The organism is Roseimicrobium gellanilyticum (genome assembly GCF_003315205.1).
GTDB classification, from domain to species: Bacteria; Verrucomicrobiota; Verrucomicrobiia; order Verrucomicrobiales; family Verrucomicrobiaceae; genus Roseimicrobium; species Roseimicrobium gellanilyticum.
The window spans coordinates 155,763-177,435 of record NZ_QNRR01000004.1; the positions used below are offsets into that span (position 1 = coordinate 155,763).

General features: G+C 60.1%; 17 protein-coding genes. 6 read left to right on the plus strand and 11 right to left on the minus strand.

Features of this window, described 5'->3' with window-relative positions:
* Positions 1 to 35: 35 nt before the first annotated feature.
* On the minus strand, positions 36 to 1,571 hold the full coding sequence (locus DES53_RS13130) for a Ppx/GppA phosphatase family protein (protein ID WP_147263388.1): 1,536 nt from the start codon (positions 1,569 to 1,571) through the stop codon (positions 36 to 38).
* 89 nt (positions 1,572 to 1,660) lie between these two features.
* Entirely contained in the window at positions 1,661 to 2,665 is a 1,005-nt protein-coding gene (locus DES53_RS13135; RefSeq protein WP_113958735.1) for an ROK family protein, read from the minus strand.
* Between the two features lie 303 nt (positions 2,666 to 2,968).
* Between DES53_RS13135 and DES53_RS13140 the strand changes: the two genes are divergently transcribed.
* From DES53_RS13140 to DES53_RS13150, 3 genes are all read left to right on the plus strand, one after another.
* Positions 2,969 to 3,385 (plus strand): hypothetical protein, encoded by a 417-nt coding sequence (locus tag DES53_RS13140; RefSeq protein WP_113958736.1) that lies wholly within the window; start codon positions 2,969 to 2,971, stop codon positions 3,383 to 3,385.
* 268 nt (positions 3,386 to 3,653) lie between these two features.
* Positions 3,654 to 5,816 (plus strand): TonB-dependent receptor, encoded by a 2,163-nt coding sequence (locus tag DES53_RS13145; RefSeq protein ID WP_170157082.1) that lies wholly within the window; start codon positions 3,654 to 3,656, stop codon positions 5,814 to 5,816.
* A 32-nt stretch (positions 5,817 to 5,848) separates the two neighbouring features.
* Entirely contained in the window at positions 5,849 to 6,511 is a 663-nt protein-coding gene (locus tag DES53_RS13150; RefSeq protein ID WP_113958738.1) for a HupE/UreJ family protein, read from the plus strand.
* A 601-nt stretch (positions 6,512 to 7,112) separates the two neighbouring features.
* On the opposite strand, the gene DES53_RS13155 is transcribed toward DES53_RS13150, so the two are convergent.
* The 7 genes from DES53_RS13155 to DES53_RS13185 form a co-directional block, all read right to left on the minus strand.
* Positions 7,113 to 7,820, minus strand: a complete 708-nt coding sequence (locus tag DES53_RS13155; RefSeq protein ID WP_113958739.1) for an ABC transporter ATP-binding protein — start codon at positions 7,818 to 7,820, stop codon at positions 7,113 to 7,115.
* Positions 7,821 to 7,873: 53 nt separating this feature from the next.
* Positions 7,874 to 8,230 (minus strand): four helix bundle protein, encoded by a 357-nt coding sequence (locus DES53_RS13160; protein WP_113958740.1) that lies wholly within the window; start codon positions 8,228 to 8,230, stop codon positions 7,874 to 7,876.
* A gap of 159 nt (positions 8,231 to 8,389) precedes the next feature.
* Positions 8,390 to 9,154 (minus strand): ABC transporter ATP-binding protein, encoded by a 765-nt coding sequence (locus DES53_RS13165; RefSeq protein WP_113958741.1) that lies wholly within the window; start codon positions 9,152 to 9,154, stop codon positions 8,390 to 8,392.
* 14 nt (positions 9,155 to 9,168) lie between these two features.
* The gene (locus DES53_RS13170; protein ID WP_113958742.1) at positions 9,169 to 10,155 is read right to left on the minus strand and encodes a branched-chain amino acid ABC transporter permease; all 987 of its coding nucleotides are present in this window, start codon (positions 10,153 to 10,155) and stop codon (positions 9,169 to 9,171) included.
* Entirely contained in the window at positions 10,152 to 11,075 is a 924-nt protein-coding gene (locus DES53_RS13175) for a branched-chain amino acid ABC transporter permease (RefSeq protein WP_113958743.1), read from the minus strand. Before DES53_RS13175 ends, DES53_RS13170 begins: the two co-directional genes overlap by 4 nt.
* Positions 11,076 to 11,081: 6 nt before the next feature.
* A complete protein-coding gene (locus DES53_RS13180; RefSeq protein WP_113958744.1) occupies positions 11,082 to 12,233 on the minus strand; it encodes an ABC transporter substrate-binding protein in 1,152 nt (383 codons plus the stop codon).
* 114 nt (positions 12,234 to 12,347) lie between these two features.
* The gene (locus DES53_RS13185) at positions 12,348 to 13,274 is read right to left on the minus strand and encodes a histidinol-phosphatase (protein ID WP_245958164.1); all 927 of its coding nucleotides are present in this window, start codon (positions 13,272 to 13,274) and stop codon (positions 12,348 to 12,350) included.
* A 141-nt stretch (positions 13,275 to 13,415) separates the two neighbouring features.
* Here DES53_RS13185 and DES53_RS13190 point away from each other — a divergent pair, with 141 nt between their 5' ends.
* The 3 genes from DES53_RS13190 (at position 13,416) to DES53_RS13205 (ending at position 19,977) form a co-directional block, all read left to right on the plus strand.
* Entirely contained in the window at positions 13,416 to 15,731 is a 2,316-nt protein-coding gene (locus DES53_RS13190) for a glycosyltransferase family 4 protein (protein ID WP_281270152.1), read from the plus strand.
* Positions 15,728 to 18,391, plus strand: a complete 2,664-nt coding sequence (locus DES53_RS33725) for a glycoside hydrolase family 130 protein (protein ID WP_245958166.1) — start codon at positions 15,728 to 15,730, stop codon at positions 18,389 to 18,391. The genes DES53_RS13190 and DES53_RS33725 overlap by 4 nt, the downstream gene beginning before the upstream one ends.
* Positions 18,392 to 18,576: 185 nt before the next feature.
* The gene (locus tag DES53_RS13205; protein WP_113958746.1) at positions 18,577 to 19,977 is read left to right on the plus strand and encodes an alkaline phosphatase family protein; all 1,401 of its coding nucleotides are present in this window, start codon (positions 18,577 to 18,579) and stop codon (positions 19,975 to 19,977) included.
* Between the two features lie 264 nt (positions 19,978 to 20,241).
* On the opposite strand, the gene DES53_RS13210 is transcribed toward DES53_RS13205, so the two are convergent.
* The gene (locus DES53_RS13210) at positions 20,242 to 21,096 is read right to left on the minus strand and encodes an IS3 family transposase (RefSeq protein WP_113958747.1); all 855 of its coding nucleotides are present in this window, start codon (positions 21,094 to 21,096) and stop codon (positions 20,242 to 20,244) included.
* Complete coding sequence (locus DES53_RS13215) at positions 21,093 to 21,404, minus strand: transposase (protein ID WP_170157083.1); 312 nt, start codon at positions 21,402 to 21,404, stop codon at positions 21,093 to 21,095. The genes DES53_RS13210 and DES53_RS13215 overlap by 4 nt, the downstream gene beginning before the upstream one ends.
* Positions 21,405 to 21,673 lie beyond the last annotated feature (269 nt).

Genomic DNA, 21,673 nt, shown 5'->3' on the forward strand with positions numbered 1-21,673 from the left:
GGAGCGGTGGACGATGCCGGCAGTGGGGAATGGGCTTACGGCGTGCGCAGGAGCACCTCGTAGCCATAGATTTCACGAAAGATATCGCACTTCCCGTTCACCGCGATCTGCTCGACGGTAGTGTCTTCGACCCCGGGCGTCTCGATGACGTAGGTGTCGCCCTCGCGCTTCAGGTCTACTTTCCTGATGCGCTGGGAGTGGCTGCGGTCCAGGCAGTCTGCCACGCGGAGGATGGCGGCGAGCTTGATGACAGTCATGCGATCTTCACGCGAGAGCTCGGAGAAGTCTGCGTGATTCGGGCTCGGATTGTAGCGGCGGTGGTAGCGTGCGAGGAGGGCCACCAGCGTGCGGTCGCGTGCGGAAAGGCCGAATACTTCCGTATTCAGGATGATGTAGAGGCTGTGCTTGTGATGCTCGCGCGGACTCACGAACATGCCTGTCTCATGCAGGATGGCGGCCACGCGCAGCAGCAGCTCATGGCGTGCATCCAGCGAGTGCAGTGACTGGAGGTCGGAGAAGATCTGCTGGGCAAACTTCGCCACATGCTCGGCGTGCTTGTGGTCGGTCTTGTATTTCTTGGCCACTTCGCGCGCGGCCTGGAGCACCTCATCCTGGAAGGTCTGGGTCAGCGGATTGCTCTCCAGCAGGTCCATGAGTAGGTCCCGCTGGAAATCGCCCTCCGGCACCACGAGCACCTGGTCGTCAAAACGACGCGCGAGAGCGAGGTTTGTCTGCAGGGCAGGGGTGATGCCCTCCGTGCCGGTGTAGTGCAGGTGGAGTTTCCTCACGAGTTCATCCGCAGACATGGCGGCGATGGACTCGGTGAATTTCTCAAGCTGCTTCACCGTGATGAAGCTCGCGCCCTGCTTCGGCTTGGCGATGAGCGGCGCTGCACTCTGAATTTCCGTGCCGATGAAGACGTGGTAGTCCGGCTTCGCCTCGGAGTAGTCCGTGGCCAGCGTATCCACCACGCCGCGGATTTGCTCCTCGATGTAGGCCAGTTGCTGCGCGGGGCCTGACTCCAGCGCCATGGCCTCGCGCGTGCGGAAGATGCCGAGGCGGTAGCTGGAGTACGCATTGATACGCCCTTTGATGAAGTGCAGCGCGCGCGTATTCCCCGGGCCAATGTGGGAGACGAGCGTATTCCCATTCGCGATGTCCGGATTGCTCTTCAGCAGGCGCACCGTGGTCTGGTAGATGAGGCGCGTCATGTCGCCGTCATCGATGAGCTCCACGCGCACATTCCCCGCGACCTGCATGCGGTTCAGGAAGATTTCGTGATTGGTCGCCTCGGAGAGGATGTTGGTGGTGAGGCAGCGCAGGTTCGCATCCGGCACGGCGTACTCGCCGAGCGTCTGGCGGAAGTCGCGCAGGATGGCGGCAGCCTGCTCCATCACGGGGCGCGAGACGGTGCCGGTGCGGAAGATGTCGCGGGCCAGGGGCAGTGGCTTCTCCAGATAGTCGAGCTGCGAGAAGGTGCCGTCTGCCGCCTTCTCCGCGACGAGCAGGGTCACGGAGGTCGAGCCGAACTGGATGATCGCGGCGGTATCGAGCTGGTCGGGTGAAGACATGGTGCGGGGCTTGCTTGTCGCTGCCTTCGGGGTGGTGACAAGCGGCGGGCCAGAAATATGACTCAAGGCCCGCTGGTCGGTGATTTATTTTACTTTTTTGCGCGCAGCCATGCAATGGAGCCGCAGGCCACGGCGGTGTTCCCCAGCTTGGCGATGGAGAACTTCATGCCGCGGTAGATCTCCGGGACGGTGAAGCGCTCCACCTGCTCGCGCATGGCCTGGAGGTAGAGCTTGGGCATTTCCTCCACGAGACCACCGCCGAGGGTGATGTGGTCCGGGGCCATGAGATTGGCCACCATGGAGATACCCATGCCGAGGTACTGCAGGGAATTCAGGAAGATGGTTTCCGTGGCGCGCTCGTGTGCGTTGAAGGAGGTGGAGAGCGCCTTGCTGCGCATCTCCTTGAGCACGGCATTCGTCTTGGCATCGAGCAGGGGTGCATTGCCACGCGTGCATTCCACACTGGCAGCGGCGGCGATGCCGAGGCGGCTGGTGAGATCCTCGAAGAGCACGTAGCCGGGGAAAGCTGAGCTCAGATGGGTGCCGGGCACATAGATCATGCCCAGCTCCATGCAGGAGACATTCGCGCCGCGAATGAGATTGCCATCATACACGAAGCCTGCGCCCAAGCCGGTGCCGGGGAAGACCCCGAGCAGCGAGCGTGAGCCCTTGCCCGCGCCGAGGGTGTACTCGCCGTAGGTGCCGGCATCCACGTCATTGAGCACGGCCACGGGACATTTGTAGAGCTTCTCCAGCTCGGGCCCGAGCATCACGCGCTTCCAATTCAGGTTGGGCGCGTGAATGAGGATGCCTTTCTCGGTATTCACCGTGCCGGGACAGCCGATGCCGATGCCCTGCATCTTGGCCGGGCGGACGTTCGCATTGGCCATGGCCTCCTCGATGGTGGCCTGGATGCGCTTGATGCCGCGCGCCGCACCCTTGCCGCCGCCTTGGGTGGACTTCCTGGCGGTGCCGAGGACGTTGTAGTCGGCGTCCAGAATGACCGCCATCATCTTCGTGCCGCCGAAATCAAACCCGACCCAGAAGGGCTTGCCGCTGAGCGCGATTTTCTTCGCAGGACTCTTCTTTGCCATGGCACGTTTTCATCAAGTCTGGGGGAAAAGGCAAGTGACAATTGGTTGATAGTCGAGGGTTGATAGTTGATAGCCTGAGGGTGTTGAGAGGTTAAGGACTCGGGCGGTGGTCCGTTTGAGATTTCAACTCGGAGGCCACAAAGAAACTTCAAAGCCTGAGTCTTTCTCGGGCTCTCCGCCACCAACTCTCGACTTAGGTCAGGCTATCAACTATCAACCATCGACTATCAACCCCTCGGCATAGGCCGTTTTTCGTTTGCCATACCCTGACGCGCCTGCCAGCATCCAGCGCAGTCGCTATTCATGTCCTTCCTGCGCTCAAAATTCCGACACCTGTACCTGCTGGCGCTCTTCCAGCTGGTGGGCGGGCCGTTGGTGCTGGTGCCGATGCTCATGATGAGCAAGGCGGTGGTGCGTGAGACTGCGCAGCATGGCGTGGTGAAGGGTTTCCACGAGGCGATGGTGAGCCTGGAGTGGGAGGAGGCGCGGGAGATGGTGCGGAATGGAGTCGTGCCTGAGTGGTCGTCCTCTTCCACCAAGGCTCCCGGGAAGAAAGAGAAAGCCAAGGATGGAAAGCCGAAGCTGGATTTCGTGACATGGACCACGCCTGCTCTCATGGAGCTGGAAGGTATCCTTGTGAGGCGAGCCGCATGGGAGTGGCAGCCGATGGCCTCAAGCTGGGCCAATGCGCCACCGAGTCCGCCACCACGAGTGGCATAAAGGAAAGGGAAGACTCGTAGGAGCCGGGCCGAAGGCCTTGGACTGCGGCAGCCTGCTGCCGCTTTTCTCAGCGCAGCCTGCTGCGCGTTCCATCGCGGCGAAGCCGCCTATCATTCCCTTCATTCGTGTGGCCATGCTCCCAGCGGGGGCAGCCATCGCCACAGCAGGCTGTGGACTCTTCAAAGCGGCAGCAGGCTGCACGCAGTCCAAGGCCTTCGGCCCGGCTGCCACATTCGCTCTCACTCGTGCTCTCATTTCAATCACTCCCATGAAACCTTTCCTCTCCCAGTCGCTGCTCGCTTCTCTTGCGGCGGCTCTTGTTCCCGTCTCACTTTCCGCTCAAGAATCCGCTCCCCAAGAACTCGCTCCCATCGTCGTCACCGGCAAGGCGGAGGACCTTGTCGGCGTGGCCTCCACGGCTTCCCAAGGCCGTGCGAGTTCGGAGGACCTGCTCTCGCGGCCCGTGCTGCGTCGCGGTGAGATTCTGGAAATCATTCCCGGTGTGATCATCACCCAGCATGCGGGCGGCGGGAAGGCGAACCAGTACTTCTTGCGCGGCTTCAACCTCGACCACGGCACGGACTTCGCAGTCTCGGTGGAAGGCATGCCGATGAATATGCGCACGCATGCGCACGGACAGGGCTACACGGACTTGAATCCGCTCATCCCGGAACTGCTCCAAGGCGTGGAGTACCGCAAGGGCACCTTCGCGGCGGCGGATGGTGACCTTTCCACGGCGGGCTCGGCGAACTTCCTGTTCTTCAATCAGCTGCCGCACAATCAGGCGACCTTCGAAATCGGTGAGGATAACTACTATCGTGGTCTCATCGCTGGCTCCATCATGCTGGATGCTCCTGAGGCGGCGCCCTCGGTAGCCGCGGATCCGAAGAATCCCAAGAACGTCGGGAAGAATCCCGTGCAGCCTGTGTCCTCCGGTGTGACGAGCGGCCTCACGTATGCGCTGGAGTACAACACGTATGACGGTCCCTGGGTGCACCCGGATGACTTCAAGCGCTGGAACGGCATGCTGCGCTATTTCCACGGCGACGAAGACAACTTCTTCACCGTGACCTTCATGGGCTACCATGCCGACTGGAACTCCAGCGACCAGATTCCAAAGCGTGCCATTGAGGACGGACGCCTCGACCGCTTCGGTACCGTGGACCCGACGACACTCGGTGAATCCCAGCGCTACAGCCTGAATGCCACCTTCCAGACACGGGATGGCGATGTGGTCACGCGTGGGAATGCGTATGCCATCTACTACGACCTCGACCTCTTCTCGAACTTCACCTACTTCCTCGACTACCCGGATCGCGGCGACCAGTTTGAGCAGAAGGAGAGTCGCTGGATCTTCGGTGGGAACATCGCCCGCACCTGGGAGAATGCCGAGTTCTTCGGCCATGAAGCGGAGTACACGCTGGGCTTCCAGACGCGACATGATGTGATAGGAGATATCGGACTGTATCGCACCGAGGCGCGCCGCCGTTTCCTCACGGTGCGTGAGGATGAGGTGTATGAAGCCAGCGCCGGCATCTACGGTGAGGCCAAGACGCACTGGACGGACTGGTTCCGCACGGTGGCAGGACTTCGCGCGGATGGGTACTACTTTGACACGCAGTCCAGCACGCTGAGTGCGAATGAAGGCGATGAGTTCGACGGCATCATCAGCCCGAAAATCAGCGCCATCTTTGGCCCGTGGCATGAGACGGAGCTCTACCTCAGCTACGGCATGGGCTTCCACAGCAACGATGCTCGCGGCGTGAATACCGTCATCGACCCCGGCAGCGGTGATCGCGTGGACAAGGTGGACCCGCTGGTGCGCACCCAGAGTGCGGAGATTGGCGTGCGTAGCCAGGTGATGCCGAACCTGACCACCACGCTGGCGCTCTTCTGGATCGAGAGTGACAGTGAACTGGTGTACATCGGCGATGCAGGGACGAACGAGGCTGGTCCGGGCTCGCGGCGCTATGGTCTGGAGTTCGCCAGCTACTGGCGGCCGGTGGAGTGGTTCACGCTGGACGCGGAGATTGCGCTGACGCATGCGCGTTTCACGGACTCCGGAAATGACGACTACATCCCCAGCAGCGTGCCACTCATGTTCAGCGGTGGCATCACGCTCGGTGCCCACGGGCAGGAGGAGGGACCCTTTGCCAGCATCCGTGCACGGGCGTTTGACCGTCGCCCGCTCATCGAGGACAACTCGGTGAAAGGAAAGTCCAGCTTCCTGGTGAATGCGGGCATCGGCTACCGCAAGAAGAACTGGGAAGCGGCCGTTGAGTGCCTGAACCTGTTTGACCGTGAGGACAACGACATTGAATACTTCTACACCAGCCGCCTGCAGGGCGAGCGGGCCGAGGGGTATGATGACATTCATCTGCACCCCACGGAGCCGCGCACGTTCCGCGTGAGGCTGACGTACAAGTTCTAGTCCAGTCCAGTCCAGTCTGGTTCAACGCATCGATGTCACTCTCCCTCGCTCTTCTGCAACCCTCCCTCTCTGTGCTGATGGGTGGGTTGTTGCTACCCTTCCTGCTGGCGTGGCAGGAGGAGGGCATGGGTGGAGTGGCGGCGCACTTCCTGAGCGAGGGGTTCGTACACATCATCCCAGAAGGGTTGGATCACATCCTGTTCGTGCTGGGACTCTTTTTCATGTGCCGTGCCTTTCCGGCGCTGCTGTTGCAGATCACGCTCTTCACCATGGCACATTCGGTGACCTTCGGGCTCGGCATGCTGGGGCTGGTGAAGGTGCCCGGAAATGTGGTGGAGCCGCTCATTGCGCTGAGCATTGCGATGGTGGCGGTGGAGAATATTCTGCTGCCGAAGCCGGAGCGCTGGAAGTGGAGATTGGCGGCCGTGTTCGTCTTTGGTCTCGTGCACGGACTGGGGTTTGCGAATGCGTTCCAGAAGGTGGAGGTGTCCCTGTCACCGGCGACGTTTCCGATTGCGCTGCTAAGCTTGAACCTCGGCGTGGGCCTGGGACACCTGGCCGTGGTGGGAGTGGCGTATCTGGCGTGCAGCGCGTTTTGGAACCGGGAATGGTACCGGAAGGCCGTGGCAGTGCCGGCGTCGGGGGTGATTGCGGTGGTGAGTGTGTGCTGGGTGGTGGCGAGGGTGATGGGGTGAGCGTGAATGGGTGGGGGGCACGGTGACTCGTGCGACTTGGTTGGGATTGGGGTGGTGGGTGTGTTCTGCTGCAGTGAGTTCAACGCAGAGACACGGAGACGCAGAGGAACTTCGGAGACTGAGAATGAGGCTGTAAAGGTGTGGCATCATCGAGTCGTGTTGCGAGGGCGCTTTGCGTCGTGGAGTGCGGTGGCACAGGCCTCCCTGGAGGCCGCGACACCGCTTTGAGCGGAGGGTGGGATGTGTTGAGGTCTGAGAATGCTCCAGTATCCAAGTCCCGGGCTCTTCAACGCTGAATCCCTTCAGGACAAATTACCGCGCATAGAAGATGGTCTGGTGGTTCCCCTTCAGTCTCCGAAGTTCCTCTGCGTCTCCGTGTCTCTGTGTTGAATCCAATGCACTTCACCCCGCACCCGTATGGCAAGGCCACCCGAACTCACCGAATGCGGACCACCTCACGATAGCTCATAGCGCCGATGAGTGGATAGGTGGCATGGCGTCCCTCCGCTCAAAGCGGTGTCGCGCTAACGCTTGCCACCGCACTCCAAGACGCAAAGCGACGTTTCATGGGCCATCGGCAGCAGCAGTAGTGTGTGGACTCTCAGTCCCCCAGATACGCCGCACGCACTTCGGGATTCTTCTGCAAGGACTCCGCCGTGTCTTCCAGAAGTACGCAACCAGTTTCCAGCACATACCCGTAGCTGGAAATCTTCAATGCAAGGTTCGCGTTCTGCTCCACGAGCAAAATGGTGAGGCCGCGCTCTTTGTTGATGGCGACAATCTGGTCGAAGATGGCGCGCACGAGAATCGGCGCGATGCCTAGGGATGGCTCATCCAGCATGAGGCAGCGGGGACGTCCCATCAGTGCACGCGCGATGGCCAGCATCTGCTGCTCACCTCCAGACATGGTGCCTGCCGCTTGCGTCCTGCGTTCCTTCAAACGCGGGAAGATGTGGAAGCAGTACTCCGTGTCCGTCTTGATGCCCGCCGAGTCCTTCCGCAGATACGCACCCATGCGGAGATTTTCTTCCACCGTGAGGTTCGCGAAGATCATGCGGCCTTCCGGCACATGGCACAATCCCTTCGCGACAATCTTATGTGGCGCGGCATTCGTGATGTCTTCACCGTCGTACTTCACCGAGCCACCGCGTGCCTTGAGCAATCCCGAAATCGCACGCAGCGTGGTAGACTTTCCAGCGCCATTCGCTCCAATGAGCGTCACAATGCTCTTCTCCGGTACTTTCAATGAGATTCCATGCAGGGCCTTAATCGAGCCATAGGCCACTTCGAGATTTTGCAGTTCCAGCATCGGAGGAGTTGATGGTCTATGGTTGATAGTTGATAGCCTGAGAACTGCAAGCTTCAGGATTCCAGCAATGAGCGGCGAAGGCCGCTCAGCATTTTTCCTTGATGCTCCGCGCTGCTGTACAGCTCTTGAAACTGAGCGGGTGAGAGAAATCCTTGCCTGCGGCCGATGAATGCCTGGGAAACCACTTCGTAGACGGACCCAGTGGCAATTTCAATAAAACGCGCAAAATCCTTTGGCGAAATCCTCGCGCTGCCTTCAGCGATGTTTGAGGAGACTGACACTGCTGCTCGCCTCATTTGGTTGGTGAGCCCGAAACGTTCGTCGGACGGAAAGGCACGTGTCACGGTGTAAACCTGATCCGCGAATTCAATCGCCTTTTGCCACACGTCGAGTTTTTCGAATCCAAACATGGCAAGGGTCGATAGTCTATGGTTGATAGTTGATAGCTTGAGGAGCTTCGAATGTGGAAACACTCTTCATGTGGCCAGGCTCTCTAAGTTGTTCAATGGAGGTATTGATGGAAATTTGTTCAGGCTATCAACTATCAACCATAGACCATCAACCCTTCCTCACTCCGTCCCCAGATACGCCGCAATCACCTTCGGATCCTTCTGAATCTCATCCGGTGTGCCCTCGGCAATCTTGATGCCATACTCCAGCACCACGATGCGCTGGCAGATGCCCATGACGACGGTCATGTCATGCTCCACGAGCATCACGGAGATGTTGAACTTCTCCTTGATGAACTGGATGAGATTCATGAGCTCTTCCTTTTCCGTGGGGTTCATCCCGGCGGCGGGTTCGTCGAGGAGCAGGAGCTTGGGCTTGGTGGCGAGGGCGCGGACAATTTCCAGGCGGCGCTGGTCCCCGTAACTAAGGCATTTGCAGGGCTCCTCCGCCATGCTCTCCAGATTGAAGATGCCGAGCAGATCATGAACCTCGGCGGCGAGGAGCTTCTCCTCATCGCGGAAGGCCCGCGCGCGAAGGAGTGAGTGGGTGATGCCGTGCTTGATGTGCATCAGCATGGCGGAGCGCACGTTGTCGAAGACAGACATCGAGCCGAAGAGGCGGATGTTCTGAAACGTGCGGGCAATGCCCATGCGAGTGATCTGGTGAGGCTTGTGGCCGGGCACGCGCACGCCATTGAAGCGGATGCCGCCGGCGGTTGGCTGGTACACGCCGGTGATGAGATTGAAGACCGTGGTCTTTCCCGCGCCGTTCGGGCCGATGAGACCCAGCAACTCGCCGGGCTTCACGGCGAATGTGAGATCGCCCACGGCACGCAGGCCGCCGAACTGCACCGTCACATTTTCAAGCTCCAAGTTTGCGCTCATGAACTAGGTCGGTATCAGGCGGGGTCGACTGTCTTTTTGTTCTTCTTGCGCTGGAGCACCACGTTGGGCAGCAGGCCCTGTGGGCGCACGATCATCATGATGATCAGGATCAGGGAGAATATGATCATGCGGTACTGCTCAAAGTCCCGCAGGTACTCATTCAGCACCGTCAGCACGACCGCGGCGATGACGACGCCGAGCGTACTGCCCATGCCGCCGAGGATGACCATGACCACCACGTCCACGGACTTCAGGAAGCCAAAACCTTCTGCGGAGATGGTGGTGCGCAGGTGGGCATACAGACCACCTGCGAGACCGGCGAAGAAGGCGCCGATGACGAAGGCCGTCACCTTGTACCGAACGGTATTGATGCCCATGGACTCGCCTGCCACTTCATCATCACGCACGACCAGGAAGCCACGACCGTAGGTGGAGTTCACCATGGAGCCGACCACGTACACGGAGATGGCAGCGATGGCGAAGACCCAGAAGAAGTTTGTGTACGGCTCGATGCCCTTGAGACCAAGTGCGCCACCGAAGGGACCGTCCGCATTCGTATTCGTGAAGACCACGCGCACGATTTCATTGAAGCCCAGGGTCACGATGGCGAGGTAATCTCCACGCAGTCGCAGGGAGGGCACACCGACCATCCAGCCAAGCAGTGCCGCGAAAACACCGCCGACGAGCAGCGCGATGATGAAGACGAGGCTCTGTCCAAACACGCCGCCTCCCAGTGCGGACACCATGGGCGCACCGGCTTGCAGCGTGAGCACGGCGGAGCCGTACGCACCCACCGCCATGAAGGCGGCGTGCCCCAGGGAGAACTGGCCCGTGTGGCCATTCACCAGGTTCAGGCTCACGGCGAGGATGATGTTGATCCCCACATTGAGCGCGATGTCCATGTAGTAGTCATCAATCTGGTCCGCGAACAGCGAAACGACCAGACTCACGACGAGCGCCGCCAGGAGAAAGAGCTGGGTGCCGTATTTCTTGAAGATCATACTTTCTCGCGTTCGACCTTCCCGAGAAGGCCGGAGGGCTTGAAGAGGAGAATGAGGATGAGGATGACGAAGGCCACGCCGTCCTTGTAGCCGGAGGGAATGCCGATGTCCTGGCTGTAGCCGGCGACCAGTGTCTCCGTGATGCCGATGATCAAGCCGCCCAGCGCTGCCCCTGGAATATTCCCGATGCCGCCTAGCACGGCCGCGACGAAGGCCTTCAATCCCGGAAGGATGCCCATGAAGGGCTCGATGGAGGGATAGAGCGAGGCGTACAGGATGCCGCCCGCCGCCGCGAGCGCGGAGCCAAGGCCGAAGGTGAAGGAGATGACGACGCTGTTATTCACCCCCATGAGCGTGGCTGCTGTGGGATTGAGTGACAGGGCACGCATGGCCAGGCCCATCTTCGTCTTCATCACGATGAAACGCAGGGCCACGAGCAGGGCCACCGTGGTGACCAGCACGATGACCTGGGTGTTCGAGACATACAGCCCGCCCAGTCCCTCGATGTTCTTCTTGGGGATGACCTCGGGGAAGGGGCGCTGCGTGGCGCCGAAGATGAGCTGGCCGGTGTACTCCAGGAAGAGCGAGACACCGATGGCCGTGATGAGCACATTGAGCCGTGGACGGCTTCGCAGCGGACGGTACGCCAGGAATTCGATGAGAATCCCCAGCGCGGCGCAAATAGCCATGGCCAGGAGCAGGATGACCGCCGCACTGATGGGGGCAGGCAGCGCTCCCATCAGCGGCATCAGCGCCTTGTGCAGGTAGTAGCCTGCAAAGGCGCCCAGCATGAAGACATCTCCATGCGCGAAGTTGATGAAGCGCAGCACCCCGTACACCATCGTGTACCCCAGTGCGATCAATGCATAGATGGCCCCCAGGAAAAGGCCGTTGAGCAACTGCTGGATGAACTGCTCCAAGGCTCTTTAGGGGGCGACGGTTTCGACGTATACGAAGTTGCCGTCCTTGATCGTGAGAATGACCGCCGGCTTGTTGGCATTGCGTTTCTCATCCAGCGAGATGACACCGGTGATGCCAGCGTGGTCCTTGGTGGTGGCGATGGCGTCGCGCAAAGCCTTGCCCTCGGTGGTGCCCGCCTTCTTGATGGCGGCGCCGAGGATCATCATGGAGTCATAACCCAGCGCGGCCATGGCATCGGGCGTCTTACCATCGTTCTTCTCCTTGTACTTCGTGATGAAGTTCTGGATGATGGGGGCCTTGTCCTCTGCGGAGAAGTGGTTGGAGAAGAAGCTGCCTTCAATGGCCTTGCCCGCGACTTCCACGAGGGAGGGGGAGTCCCAGCCGTCGCCACCGAGAAGCGGTGCCGAGATGCCGAGTTCACGGCACTGCACGGCGATGAGGCCGGTCTCATTGTAGTAGCCAGAGGCGAGGATGGCATCTGGAGCACCTTCCTTCAGCTTCGTGAGTTGCGCCTTGAAGTCCTTGTCCCCGGAGCTGTAGCTCTGATCACCCACGATGGTGCCGCCGTTCTTCGTGAAGTACTCTTTGAAGTACTGGGAGAGGCCCACGCTGTAGTCCTGCTTCACGTCCGTCATTACAGCCACCTTTTTCCAGCCGCGGGCCAGGGCGAACTTGGCCATCACCGTCCCCTGGAAGGGGTCGATGAAGCACACACGAAAGATATGGTCGCCGACTTCGGTCACCTTCGGATTCGTGGAGGCGGGCGAAATCATCGGCACGCCTTCCTTCTGGCAGATGGGTGCCATTTCCAGCGAGCGGCCGGAGGCCACTTCGCCGAGAAGGGCGACAATCTTCTCACGCGAGATGAGCTTCTTCGCCACGGTACCGGCTTCGCCCTGCTTGGACTGGTCGTCTTCCGTGATGAGGGTCACCTTCTTGCCCAGCAGACCGCCGGAGGCATTGATTTCATCCACTGCCATCTGGGTGCCAGCGTGGGAGGACTGGCCAAACGTGGCCGTACCCCCGGACAGGGCGGCCACTTCACCCACCACGATGGTGTTTGCGTCGCCGCCACCGCTCTTTTTGCACTGGGTGAGTCCGGCCAAGGCCAGGCCGCACAGGCCTGTGAGGAGAAAACTACGTCTGGGGAAGTCCATGCGGCGAGATTAGGCAGCATGCCGCGTGCCGACAAGGGGGAAATGCAGGCACATTTCCCTTTTTGCGGCACAGCCCTGTGGCGCAATTTTTGCCTTTCTGAATGCTGACTCAACTCACGCCGCGAAGAACATGGGCTCGTCCGCAAGGCGGAGCGCAGCCGCCTTCAGCCGGGGCAAAAGACTGGCGATGGCGAGGTCCTTGGGCTTGCGATGCTCGAAGATGCGCACGCTCTCAAACCCGGCACGTTGCAGCTTCTCCAAGGCGCCGACGAAGTTTTCCCCCACACGCAGGGGCTTGTGTGAGTCCGAGCCGATGACCACAGGGATGTTCCGCTCGCGCATCATCTGCAGCATGGCGAGGCTGGGGTTCATCTGCTGGTAGCTCTTGTGGAAGCCGGAGGTGTTCAGCTCCATGGCCACGCCGGTCTTCGCGATGCGATCCAGTGAGCTGGCAATCGTCTCCTGCCACGGTTCAAACGACCACTCGCTTGCGCGGTAGTTCTTGATGAGGTCCGGGTGCGCCAGGCAGTCGAAGAGGCCTGTTTCCGCGGAGGCGGCGAGGTTTTCCCAGTAGCTGCGGCGGAAATCATCCGCACTGCCCTGGCCGAAGCGCGCATGGTACTCCGGCCCCTGCCAGTGCACGGAGCCGAGCACGTAGTGGAAATCCGCACGATTGTGCAACTCCTGCACCCAGTCCTCGAAGCCGGGGAAGTAGTCCGTCTCCATCCCAAGGCGCACATCCATCACGCCCTGATAGTGGTCGCGACAGCGCTCCACCATGGCCACATACTCGTCGAACTGGGCCTCATCCATGCGCACGTGCGGCCAGAAACCGCGGGGCATCGGGCTGTGGCAGGTGAAAATGACGCCCGAAAGCCCGCGTCTCTTGCCAATCTCGGCATACTCCTCCGGCAGCCCCCAGGCGTGCTTGCACAGGGCGGTGTGCATGTGGGAGTCGTAGTAGCGAGATTCGGGTTCGGGAGCTTCCATCAAGGTCAGGGTTTCTGGGGGGTATTTTACATACGCCTGCCGGGGTGGCAAGGAGGCGGGGGATTGCAGGATGGATTGGGGTGAGCTTTCATACTTTTGGAGTGAAGGGTCTAGTATAGGGATGCTCGGTAAATCGCCGCCGCTTGGGGAGATTGGAAACGCGGGGTTGCTTTATGCTGTGCAGGCTGTCTTGTGAGGCATGTTCATGCATGTGAGAGGATTGTCCTGAGTACTGCTGGTCTTCAGCGGATCGCGTTCCTTGGCAATTACCTGCCAAGGCTTTGTGGGATTGCCACGTTCACCCATGACCTTTGCGAATCGGTGGCCCTCGCGGCTCATCACGCGGAATGCTTCACGGGTGCGGTGAATGACCGGACGGACGGGTATGTCTATCCTTCGCGCGTGCGGTTTGAGTTGCTGGAGAAGGATCTCGATTCCTACAGACGGGCTGCGGATTTTCTGAACTTCAACAACGTGGATGTGCTCTGCGTGCAGCACGAGTTCGGCATATACGGCGGCCCCAGTGGGAGCCATGTTCTCGCGCTCATCAAGGAACTGCGAATGCCTGTGGTGACCACGCTGCACACCATTCTCCAGGAGCCCAATCCCGTGCAACGCAGGGTGATGAAGGAACTGGCCGAACGCAGCGATCGTCTCGTGGTGATGGCGCGAAAGGGCGCTGAGATCCTCCGTGAGACCTACCGGATCCCGGAAGCGAAGGTGGATCTCATTCCGCATGGCATCCTGGACATGCCCTTCGTGGACTCCAGTGGCTACAAGGAGCAGTTCGGCGTGAACGGACGGAAGGTACTCCTCACCTTTGGACTGCTCGGCCCAGGCAAAGGTATCGAGCATGCGATAGAAGCACTGCCGGAGATCGTCCGGCGCCATCCGGACGTGGTATACCTGGTGCTGGGCGCCACGCATCCCCATCTACTGGAACGTGAGGGTGAGCGCTATCGCCTCAGCCTCGAGCGTCTCGCGGAAGACAGGGGCGTGAAAGGTCACATCATCTTCTACAACCGCTTCGTCTCGCAGGACGACTTGAAGGAATTCATCGGCGCGACGGACATCTATCTCACGCCGTATCTGAATGAAGCGCAGATTACCTCGGGCACCCTGGCTTACGTGTTCGGGGCTGGGAAGGCGGTGGTCTCCACACCCTACTGGCACGCGCAGGAACTCCTGGCGGGCGGGCGTGGGACGCTCGTTCCGTTCCGCAATTCCCAAGCGATTGCAGAGGCTGTCTGCGGGCTACTCGACGAGCCTCTGCGCATGGAAAGGATACGTGCCGATGCCTATGCCATGGGTCGCGAGATGATCTGGCCTGCCGTGGCAGAGCGCTATCTGGAATCTTTCCGGCAGGCCCGCGCGACGCGAAAGGCCAACCCCCGCACTGCCTTCGCGGGCTGGACACTCAGCAGCCGTCCCTACGCACTGCCACCACCGCGACTGGATCATGTGATTCGCATGAGCGATGGCACGGGCATCTTCCAGCACGCGATTTTCAATGTGCCAAACTTCCATGAAGGCTACTGCACGGATGACAACGCACGCGCCTTTATCCTGTGCAACATGCTTGAGGAAATTGGGGGTGATCCGCCCGCGGAGAATCTTGGTACCCTCGCCACCAGTTACCTTGCATTTCTCGCCGCAGCTCTCGATTACAAGAGTGGACGTTTCCGCAATTTCATGAGCCATGGGCGCATGTGGCTGGAGGAATACGGGAGTGAAGACAGCCATGCCCGCGCACTTTGGGCGGCTGGAGTGGGCGCGGGCCGCTCGCGCAATGAAGGCCACCGCCGGCTATCGGCGCAGCTCTTTGAGCGCGGACTTGAAGTTGTCTCCTCCTTCACCTCACCACGCGCGTGGAGCTTCACCCTCTTGGGCATCCATGAGTATTTGCGCCAGTTCAAATGCACTCCGGAACTGGCTGCCATGCGTGCATTGCTCACGGACCGGCTTGTGGATCTCTGGAACACCTGCGCGACCGCAAACTGGCCGTGGTTTGAGCCTTATGTCACCTACGATAATGCGCGCCTTTGCCAGGCGCTCATCCTCAGCGGTCAGTGGTCGCCGAACAAGGTGGCGCTGGACGTCGGGCTCAAGTCGCTTAGCTGGCTGGTATCGATCCAGAAGACGCAGGCAGGCTGCTATCGCCCGATTGGCAGCAATGGATTTTATCTGCGGGATGGTGCGCGCGCGGACTTCGACCAGCAGCCGGTAGAAGCACAGGCCATGGTGTCAGCGTGTTATGAAGCCTTCCGTGCCACGCAGGATGCCTCATGGTCGCGTGAGGCGAAGCGCGCCTTCGAATGGTTCCTCGGGCGCAACGACCTGGGCCTGGCGCTCTATGACTTCACGACAGGCGGTTGCAGCGACGGCCTGCATCATGATCGCGTAAACGAAAATCAAGGCGCGGAGTCCACGCTCGCCTTTCACCTGGCACTTGCCGAAATGGCGGGTGCTGAACATCCCACTCCACCCTTGCCGCATCCTTCTCCATGAGTTCCGTGTACCTCAGACGTCACGAGGTGACGCTCCTCCCCGAAAGCGCCAGGGTGATCATTCGCCCGTTCATCCCTGCGGAAATTCATCGCATTACCACCATCATCGGCCGGGCGCTCGCCCTCACGGAGGAGGAGGCCTGTCATGAGTTGGACTCCGTGCGACAGGAGTTCGAGGCGCGTCACTTCGCTATCGCATCGCTGCTGCTGGGGCATTTCCAGAAGGTGGAGCGGCACGTGTTCACCCAGCGCCCGCTCTCCAACGAAAGAAAGATGCTCATTGGCGCTCTGTTCTCCGGTGAGTATGCACTGGAGTCCGCTGCGCTATTCAATCCTTCCATTGTGCCCCATCCTGACCAGAGCGGCCTTGATGCTGGCGCCTTGCGTTTTGTCATGAGCCTCCGGGCTACGGGTGAAGGTCATATCTCTTCCATTGAATTCCGCGTCGGCACCATCTCGCCTGAGGGAAACATTTCACTGGACCCGGTGTCACGCTTCGTCACCGCGCCCGTGATTGTCCCCAATCCCAGGTACAGAAAACGACGTTTCATCATCAAGCTGGCTGAGATGGGGTTTGAGGGAGGCCATGCCGCTGCCGTCATGGCCCCGCTTGCGGAGGATTTCACCCTGAGTGATCTGAACAAAAGCATCGGCACCGTGCGTCATGAGTCCCAGCCAGCCACACACGATCTCGCCCGCACGCTGGAGTGCATCCAGTGGCTGGCTGACTCCAACTATGAACTGAGCTTCTCCGACAAGCTCGCCATGAGTGAGCGTATCATCTTCCCCGTATCTCCGAATGAAACCAATGGCATCGAGGACGCACGCTTTGTCCGTTTCGTGGATGACGATGGATCGGTGATGTATTACGCCACCTACACGGCTTACAATGGGCGGGCCATCCTTCCCATGCTCATCGAGACAGAGGACTTCCTTCACTTCCGCATCCTCACTCTCAATGGCCGTGCCGTCCAGAACAAGGGGATGGCGCTCTTCCCCCGGCGCATCCAGGGGCGCTACGTGATGCTCTCGCGGCAGGACGATGAGAACCTCTTCATCATGTTTTCGGACAATCCCCATCACTGGAATGACCCGGAGGTGATCCTCCGTCCCTCGGAGATGTGGGAGTCCGTGAAGGTGGGCAACTGTGGCTCACCCATCGAGACGGAAGCTGGCTGGCTCGTCATTACCCACGGGGTAGGTCCCATGCGCAAATACTGCATCGGCGCTGTGTTGCTGGATCTCGAGGACCCCAGGAAGGTCATCGCACGTCTGCGCCAGCCGCTCCTCGCCCCGGAAGGCAACGAGCGCGAAGGTTACGTGCCCAACGTCGTCTACAGTTGCGGTTCCTTGCTTCATGGTCGCCAGCTCATCCTGCCCTATGCCATGAGCGACAAAGCCTCAGCCATCGCGAGCCTGTCGCTGGATGCCCTGCTGGCTGCGCTGCAGTCGGAGGCGGTGTGTTCCCTCAGCTCCGTCACCTGGCCTGGTGTCGTTGTCTTTCGCGTCCTGTCCCACCTATCATCTGCCATGAAATATGAAACCCTGCGCATCGGCGCCATCGGTGCGGGGGGATTCGGTCTCTTCGCGCTTCAGCAGTTCCTCCAAGTCCCCGGTACGCAGCTCGTGGGTATCGCCGGCACTCACCGCGAAGCGGCTCTGGCCATGGCACGGCGCTTCGGCGTTGCTGATGTCATGAGTGTGGACGCGCTGCTAACGGACCCCGGCGTGGATCTCGTGTACATCGCCACGCCCCCGTTTCTCCACTTCTCCCAGGCGCGTGCAGCCCTGCAAGCGGGCAAGCATGTCATCTGCGAAAAGCCGCTTTCCATGACCACTGGCGAGGCGGACGAACTCCTCGCCCTGGCGAGATCTCGGGACCTCCTTTGCATCGCGAATCTCATGCAGCGCTACAATCCGTTGTCCGATGTCATCACCCGCCTTGTGGAGTCTCGCGTCCTCGGTGCCTGCCTCTACGGACGGCTGGAAAACTTCGCCAGCGACGAAGGCCTCGCACCCCATCATTGGTTCTGGGACCGCGAAAAAAGCGGCGGCATCTTTGTCGAGCACGGTGTCCACTTCTTTGATCTCTTCGCAGGCTGGCTGGGCCAGGGGGAGGTGGTCGCTGCCCAGCGCTCCTTGCGTCCGGGAACGGGTATAGAGGAGATGGTCCAATGCACCGTGCGCCATGCCACGGGCGCGTTGGTGCATTTCCACCACAGCTTCACCCAGCCCGCCCGCCTTGACCGGCAGGAATTCCGTCTGCTGTTCGAACGGGGGGACGTAACATTGGAAGAATGGGTGCCCGTCCGTGCCCGCGTCCATGCGGTGGTGGATGAGGAGCAGACGCGCACGCTCATGGAGATGTTCCCCGGTTCCCGGCTGGATGTACTGAAGACCTGGGGAGGAGGCGAACGGGCCGCCCGTGGCCGCTTTCAGGAACTTGATCTCTTCCAGCAGATTGATCTCCACTATCATCCCGACGGGGACAAGATGCGCCGCTATTGCGAGCTGCTGCGCGCTCTTTTCGCGGACCAGCTTGCGTGGTTGCGTGAGCGCTCCCATGTCCGGAGAATCACCGAACAGAATGGTCGCGATTCCGTCGCGATGGCCGCCACAGCGACGGCACTCGCAGATGCCGTTGATCGTGGCCTGCGGTGATGGCGGGATGATAGCGAACAAATATCCAGCCAGCGCAGCGTTGCTCGATGAGGTATTCGCTTTTCTTGCGCGAGTTTTTCCCGCGGATCCTCGCATCTTCCGCCATTGCCGCTTGACTCTCTCGCTCGCTCCCGTTGACTGCGGTTCCGCCAAGCTAAGGACAGTCTAGTCACGTCTCGTTACTCATGCAGCGCACTGCCATTCTGAACGTCGTGGGTCTCACGCCCCGCCTCATCTGTGAGGCGACGCCGAATATTCGCGCCTTCATGGAGCGAAATCGCATTGCGCGGGTACAGCCGGGGCTTCCTGCGGTGACGTGCACGATGCAGAGCACCTACCTCACGGGGCGGCTGCCGCGTGACCACGGAATCGTGGGGAATGGGTGGTACGACCGCGAGTACTCCGAGCACCGCTTCTGGAAGCAGAGTAACAATCTTGTCTCCGGCGAGAAGCTCTGGGAGGCACTGCGGCGTGTGGACCCGGAATTCACCTGTGCGAAGCTTTTCTGGTGGTACAACATGTACTCCAGCGCGGACTTCTCCATCACCCCGCGACCGCTGTACCCGGCGGATGGACGCAAGGTCTTCGATGTGCACACGCAGCCGATGGGGATGCGGGAGCGCATCAAGAAGGACCTGGGGAGTTTCCCCTTTCCGCATTTCTGGGGGCCGGCGTCGAGCATCAAGAGCACGGCGTGGATTGCGCAGTCGGCGAAATGGGTGGAGGAGCGCTGCTGGCCCAGCCTGAATCTCGTGTACTTGCCACACCTGGACTATGACCTCCAGCGGTACGGCCCGGATATGGAGAAGGTGACCACGGCACTCAAAGAGATTGATGATGTGGTGGGGGACTTGATCACGTTCTTCGAGAATCGGAGCATCAAGGTCATCCTGCTCAGCGAGTATGGCATCACCGAGGTGGATCGCCCAGTGCACCTGAATCGCGTCTTCCGCGAAAAGGGCTGGCTGAGCATCAAGAACGAACTCGGTCGCGAGACGCTGGATCTCGGCGGAAGCAAGGTGGTGATGATCCCGGACCACCAGGTGGCGCATATCTATCTCAATGATCCGTCCATCGCGCCAGAGGTGATCGAGGTGCTGCAGAATACGCCCGGCGTGCAGCAGATTCTTGGCAAGCAAGAGAAGTTCTTCGCCGGGCTGGACCACTATCGCAGTGGCGACCTCGTCGTAGTTTCAGACTTCCGCAGCTGGTTCACGTATTACTACTGGGAGAATGACAAGCTCGCGCCCGACTTCGCGCGTTGCGTGGATATCCATCGCAAGCCGGGGTACGACCCGGTGGAGCTCTTCCTGGATCCGAAGATCAAGCGTCCGAAGCTCAAGCTGGGATTGAAGCTGGCAGCAAAGACGATGCGCCTGCGCACGCTCTTCGATGTGATTCCGCTCGATGCGACGCTGGTGAAAGGCTCACACGGTCGTGTGCCGGATGACACGCAGGACTGGCCTGTGCTGATTGGTGACCTTCCCAAGCTGCCACGCTCCATGAGTGTGTCCGCGCACGAGGTGTTTGGGCATCTGTATGAGCACTGCGCGCGCGGGAGCGGGTATGGCAGGGTGGGGGTTTAACGCAAAGCAGCGAAAGCAGCAAAGAAGCTCAAGGAGGTTAGGCCTTCTGGCCTGACGGTGGGCGTTAGGCGTCTCGCCTGACCGAAGTTGATGCTGTGGTGTGATAATCGGCAATTACTTGTCTGAGGATTGGCTCAGGCGCTGGAGGGTGAGTTTGCGTGCAGGGTGTTCAACGCAGAGACACAGAGACACAGAGACGCAGAGGGAACTTCGGAGACTGAGGGAAGGTTTGAGGTGCAACGCTTTTTTGGACCAGCGAGTGTCTTAGTTTAGGTTTCTGGATTGGGTCTCGAACTGATTGGGGGTGAGGTATCCGATAGCGGAGTGCTTGCGCTGATTGTTGTAGTACCCCTCGATGTACTCGAAGAGCTCCAGTCGCGCATCGGTGAGGTCTTCAAAGCGACCTCCTTGAAGCATCTCGCGTTTGAGGGTGCCCATAAAGGATTCTGTCCACGCATTGTCATAGGGGTTGGCTCGACCCGACATACTCTGGCACATACCTGCACGCGTGAGCACGGAGCGGAAGGCTGTGCTGCCATACTGGCTGCCTCGGTCGCTGTGGAAGACAACGCCGCTGGCTTTGGGATGGGTTTGGAGGGCTTGTTCCAAGGCGTGGACGACGAGTTCTGCACGCATGTGTGTAGCGAGGCTCCAGCCCACGATGCGGCGTGATCCCAAGTCCATGACCACGGCCAGGTAGAGCCAGCTTGCCGCAGCAGGAATGAAGGTGATGTCTCCGACCCAGGCCTGGCCAGGCTTCTGCGGCAAGGGCTGCTGAGCCAGCAGATTGGCACTGGGACGGTCTGCCCGGCCATCGCTGGTTTTGGGCAGGTAGTTCTTGGGCTGAATGGCTTTGAGGCCCCGTGTTTTGAGGATGCGGCGCAGCCTCGAAGGCGCACACACGATGCCATGGTCACACAGTTCCTGATGGATCCTGCGGCAGCCATAGCGGCACCGGTTGCGTTTGAAGATCTCCTCGATGAGCTCCCCCAGATAAGCGTCTTCCTCCTGGCGTGGGGTAGGATTTGCCGCATGGTAAAAGCTGCTGCGGGGCAGCTCCAGGACGTCGCAAATCTTGCGAACACTCCCACCGGTCTGGCGTTGGAGTTGCAGGATCATTTCGCGGGTTTGGACGGTGGTGGCGTGCCCAGGATGACAGCGGCCTTTTTTAAAATGTCGTTCTCCAGACGCAGGTTGGCGATTTCACGTCTCAAACGGTGCAGCTCGTTGGCTTCGCCCTCCTCACCTGCGGCTCGGAGGTCTGTGCCAACGAGCTGCACCGTTTGCCTTTGGGACTGGGTCCAACGGTAAAGGATGCCAGTGCCAATGCCGAGTTCCTCGGCCACCTCGGGCACGCTCTTACCCGTGCGGACCAACTCCACGGCATGGGCTTTGAAATCACTGCTGTAACGCTTTTTCCGGTTCACGGTACTCATACGGCTTGTCTCTTATCCCGTGGTCCAAGAAATTAGCGCACCTCAGTTGATGGTTTTTGGTTGATGGTTGATAGCCTGACCTGAGTTGAGAGTCGGCAGTTGAGAGCTGAGAGTTTGAATGGAGAGTGAGGCGTTTTTAGGTGTCATGAGGAGCTTCTCAGTCTCCGAAGTTCCTCTGCGTCTCTGTGTTTGATTCGTCCTGTCGTCCTCACCCTTCGGGCTGCTTCGCAGTCGTCTCGCTCCGCTCGGCGCTGCGTTGA

Coding starts and splice junctions, on each gene's coding strand:
- DES53_RS13165 (WP_113958741.1), bottom strand. CDS start 9,154: ATGAGCGCAAACTTGGAGCTTGAAAATGTGACGGTGCAGTTCGGCGGC.
- DES53_RS33725 (WP_245958166.1), top strand. CDS start 15,728: ATGAGTTCCGTGTACCTCAGACGTCACGAGGTGACGCTCCTCCCCGAA.
- DES53_RS13160 (WP_113958740.1), bottom strand. CDS start 8,230: ATGTTTGGATTCGAAAAACTCGACGTGTGGCAAAAGGCGATTGAATTC.
- DES53_RS13170 (WP_113958742.1), bottom strand. CDS start 10,155: ATGATCTTCAAGAAATACGGCACCCAGCTCTTTCTCCTGGCGGCGCTC.
- DES53_RS13155 (WP_113958739.1), bottom strand. CDS start 7,820: ATGCTGGAACTGCAAAATCTCGAAGTGGCCTATGGCTCGATTAAGGCC.
- DES53_RS13150 (WP_113958738.1), top strand. CDS start 5,849: ATGTCACTCTCCCTCGCTCTTCTGCAACCCTCCCTCTCTGTGCTGATG.
- DES53_RS13135 (WP_113958735.1), bottom strand. CDS start 2,665: ATGGCAAAGAAGAGTCCTGCGAAGAAAATCGCGCTCAGCGGCAAGCCC.
- DES53_RS13210 (WP_113958747.1), bottom strand. CDS start 21,096: ATGATCCTGCAACTCCAACGCCAGACCGGTGGGAGTGTTCGCAAGATT.
- DES53_RS13130 (WP_147263388.1), bottom strand. CDS start 1,571: ATGTCTTCACCCGACCAGCTCGATACCGCCGCGATCATCCAGTTCGGC.
- DES53_RS13205 (WP_113958746.1), top strand. CDS start 18,577: ATGCAGCGCACTGCCATTCTGAACGTCGTGGGTCTCACGCCCCGCCTC.
- DES53_RS13140 (WP_113958736.1), top strand. CDS start 2,969: ATGTCCTTCCTGCGCTCAAAATTCCGACACCTGTACCTGCTGGCGCTC.
- DES53_RS13145 (WP_170157082.1), top strand. CDS start 3,654: ATGAAACCTTTCCTCTCCCAGTCGCTGCTCGCTTCTCTTGCGGCGGCT.
- DES53_RS13180 (WP_113958744.1), bottom strand. CDS start 12,233: ATGGACTTCCCCAGACGTAGTTTTCTCCTCACAGGCCTGTGCGGCCTG.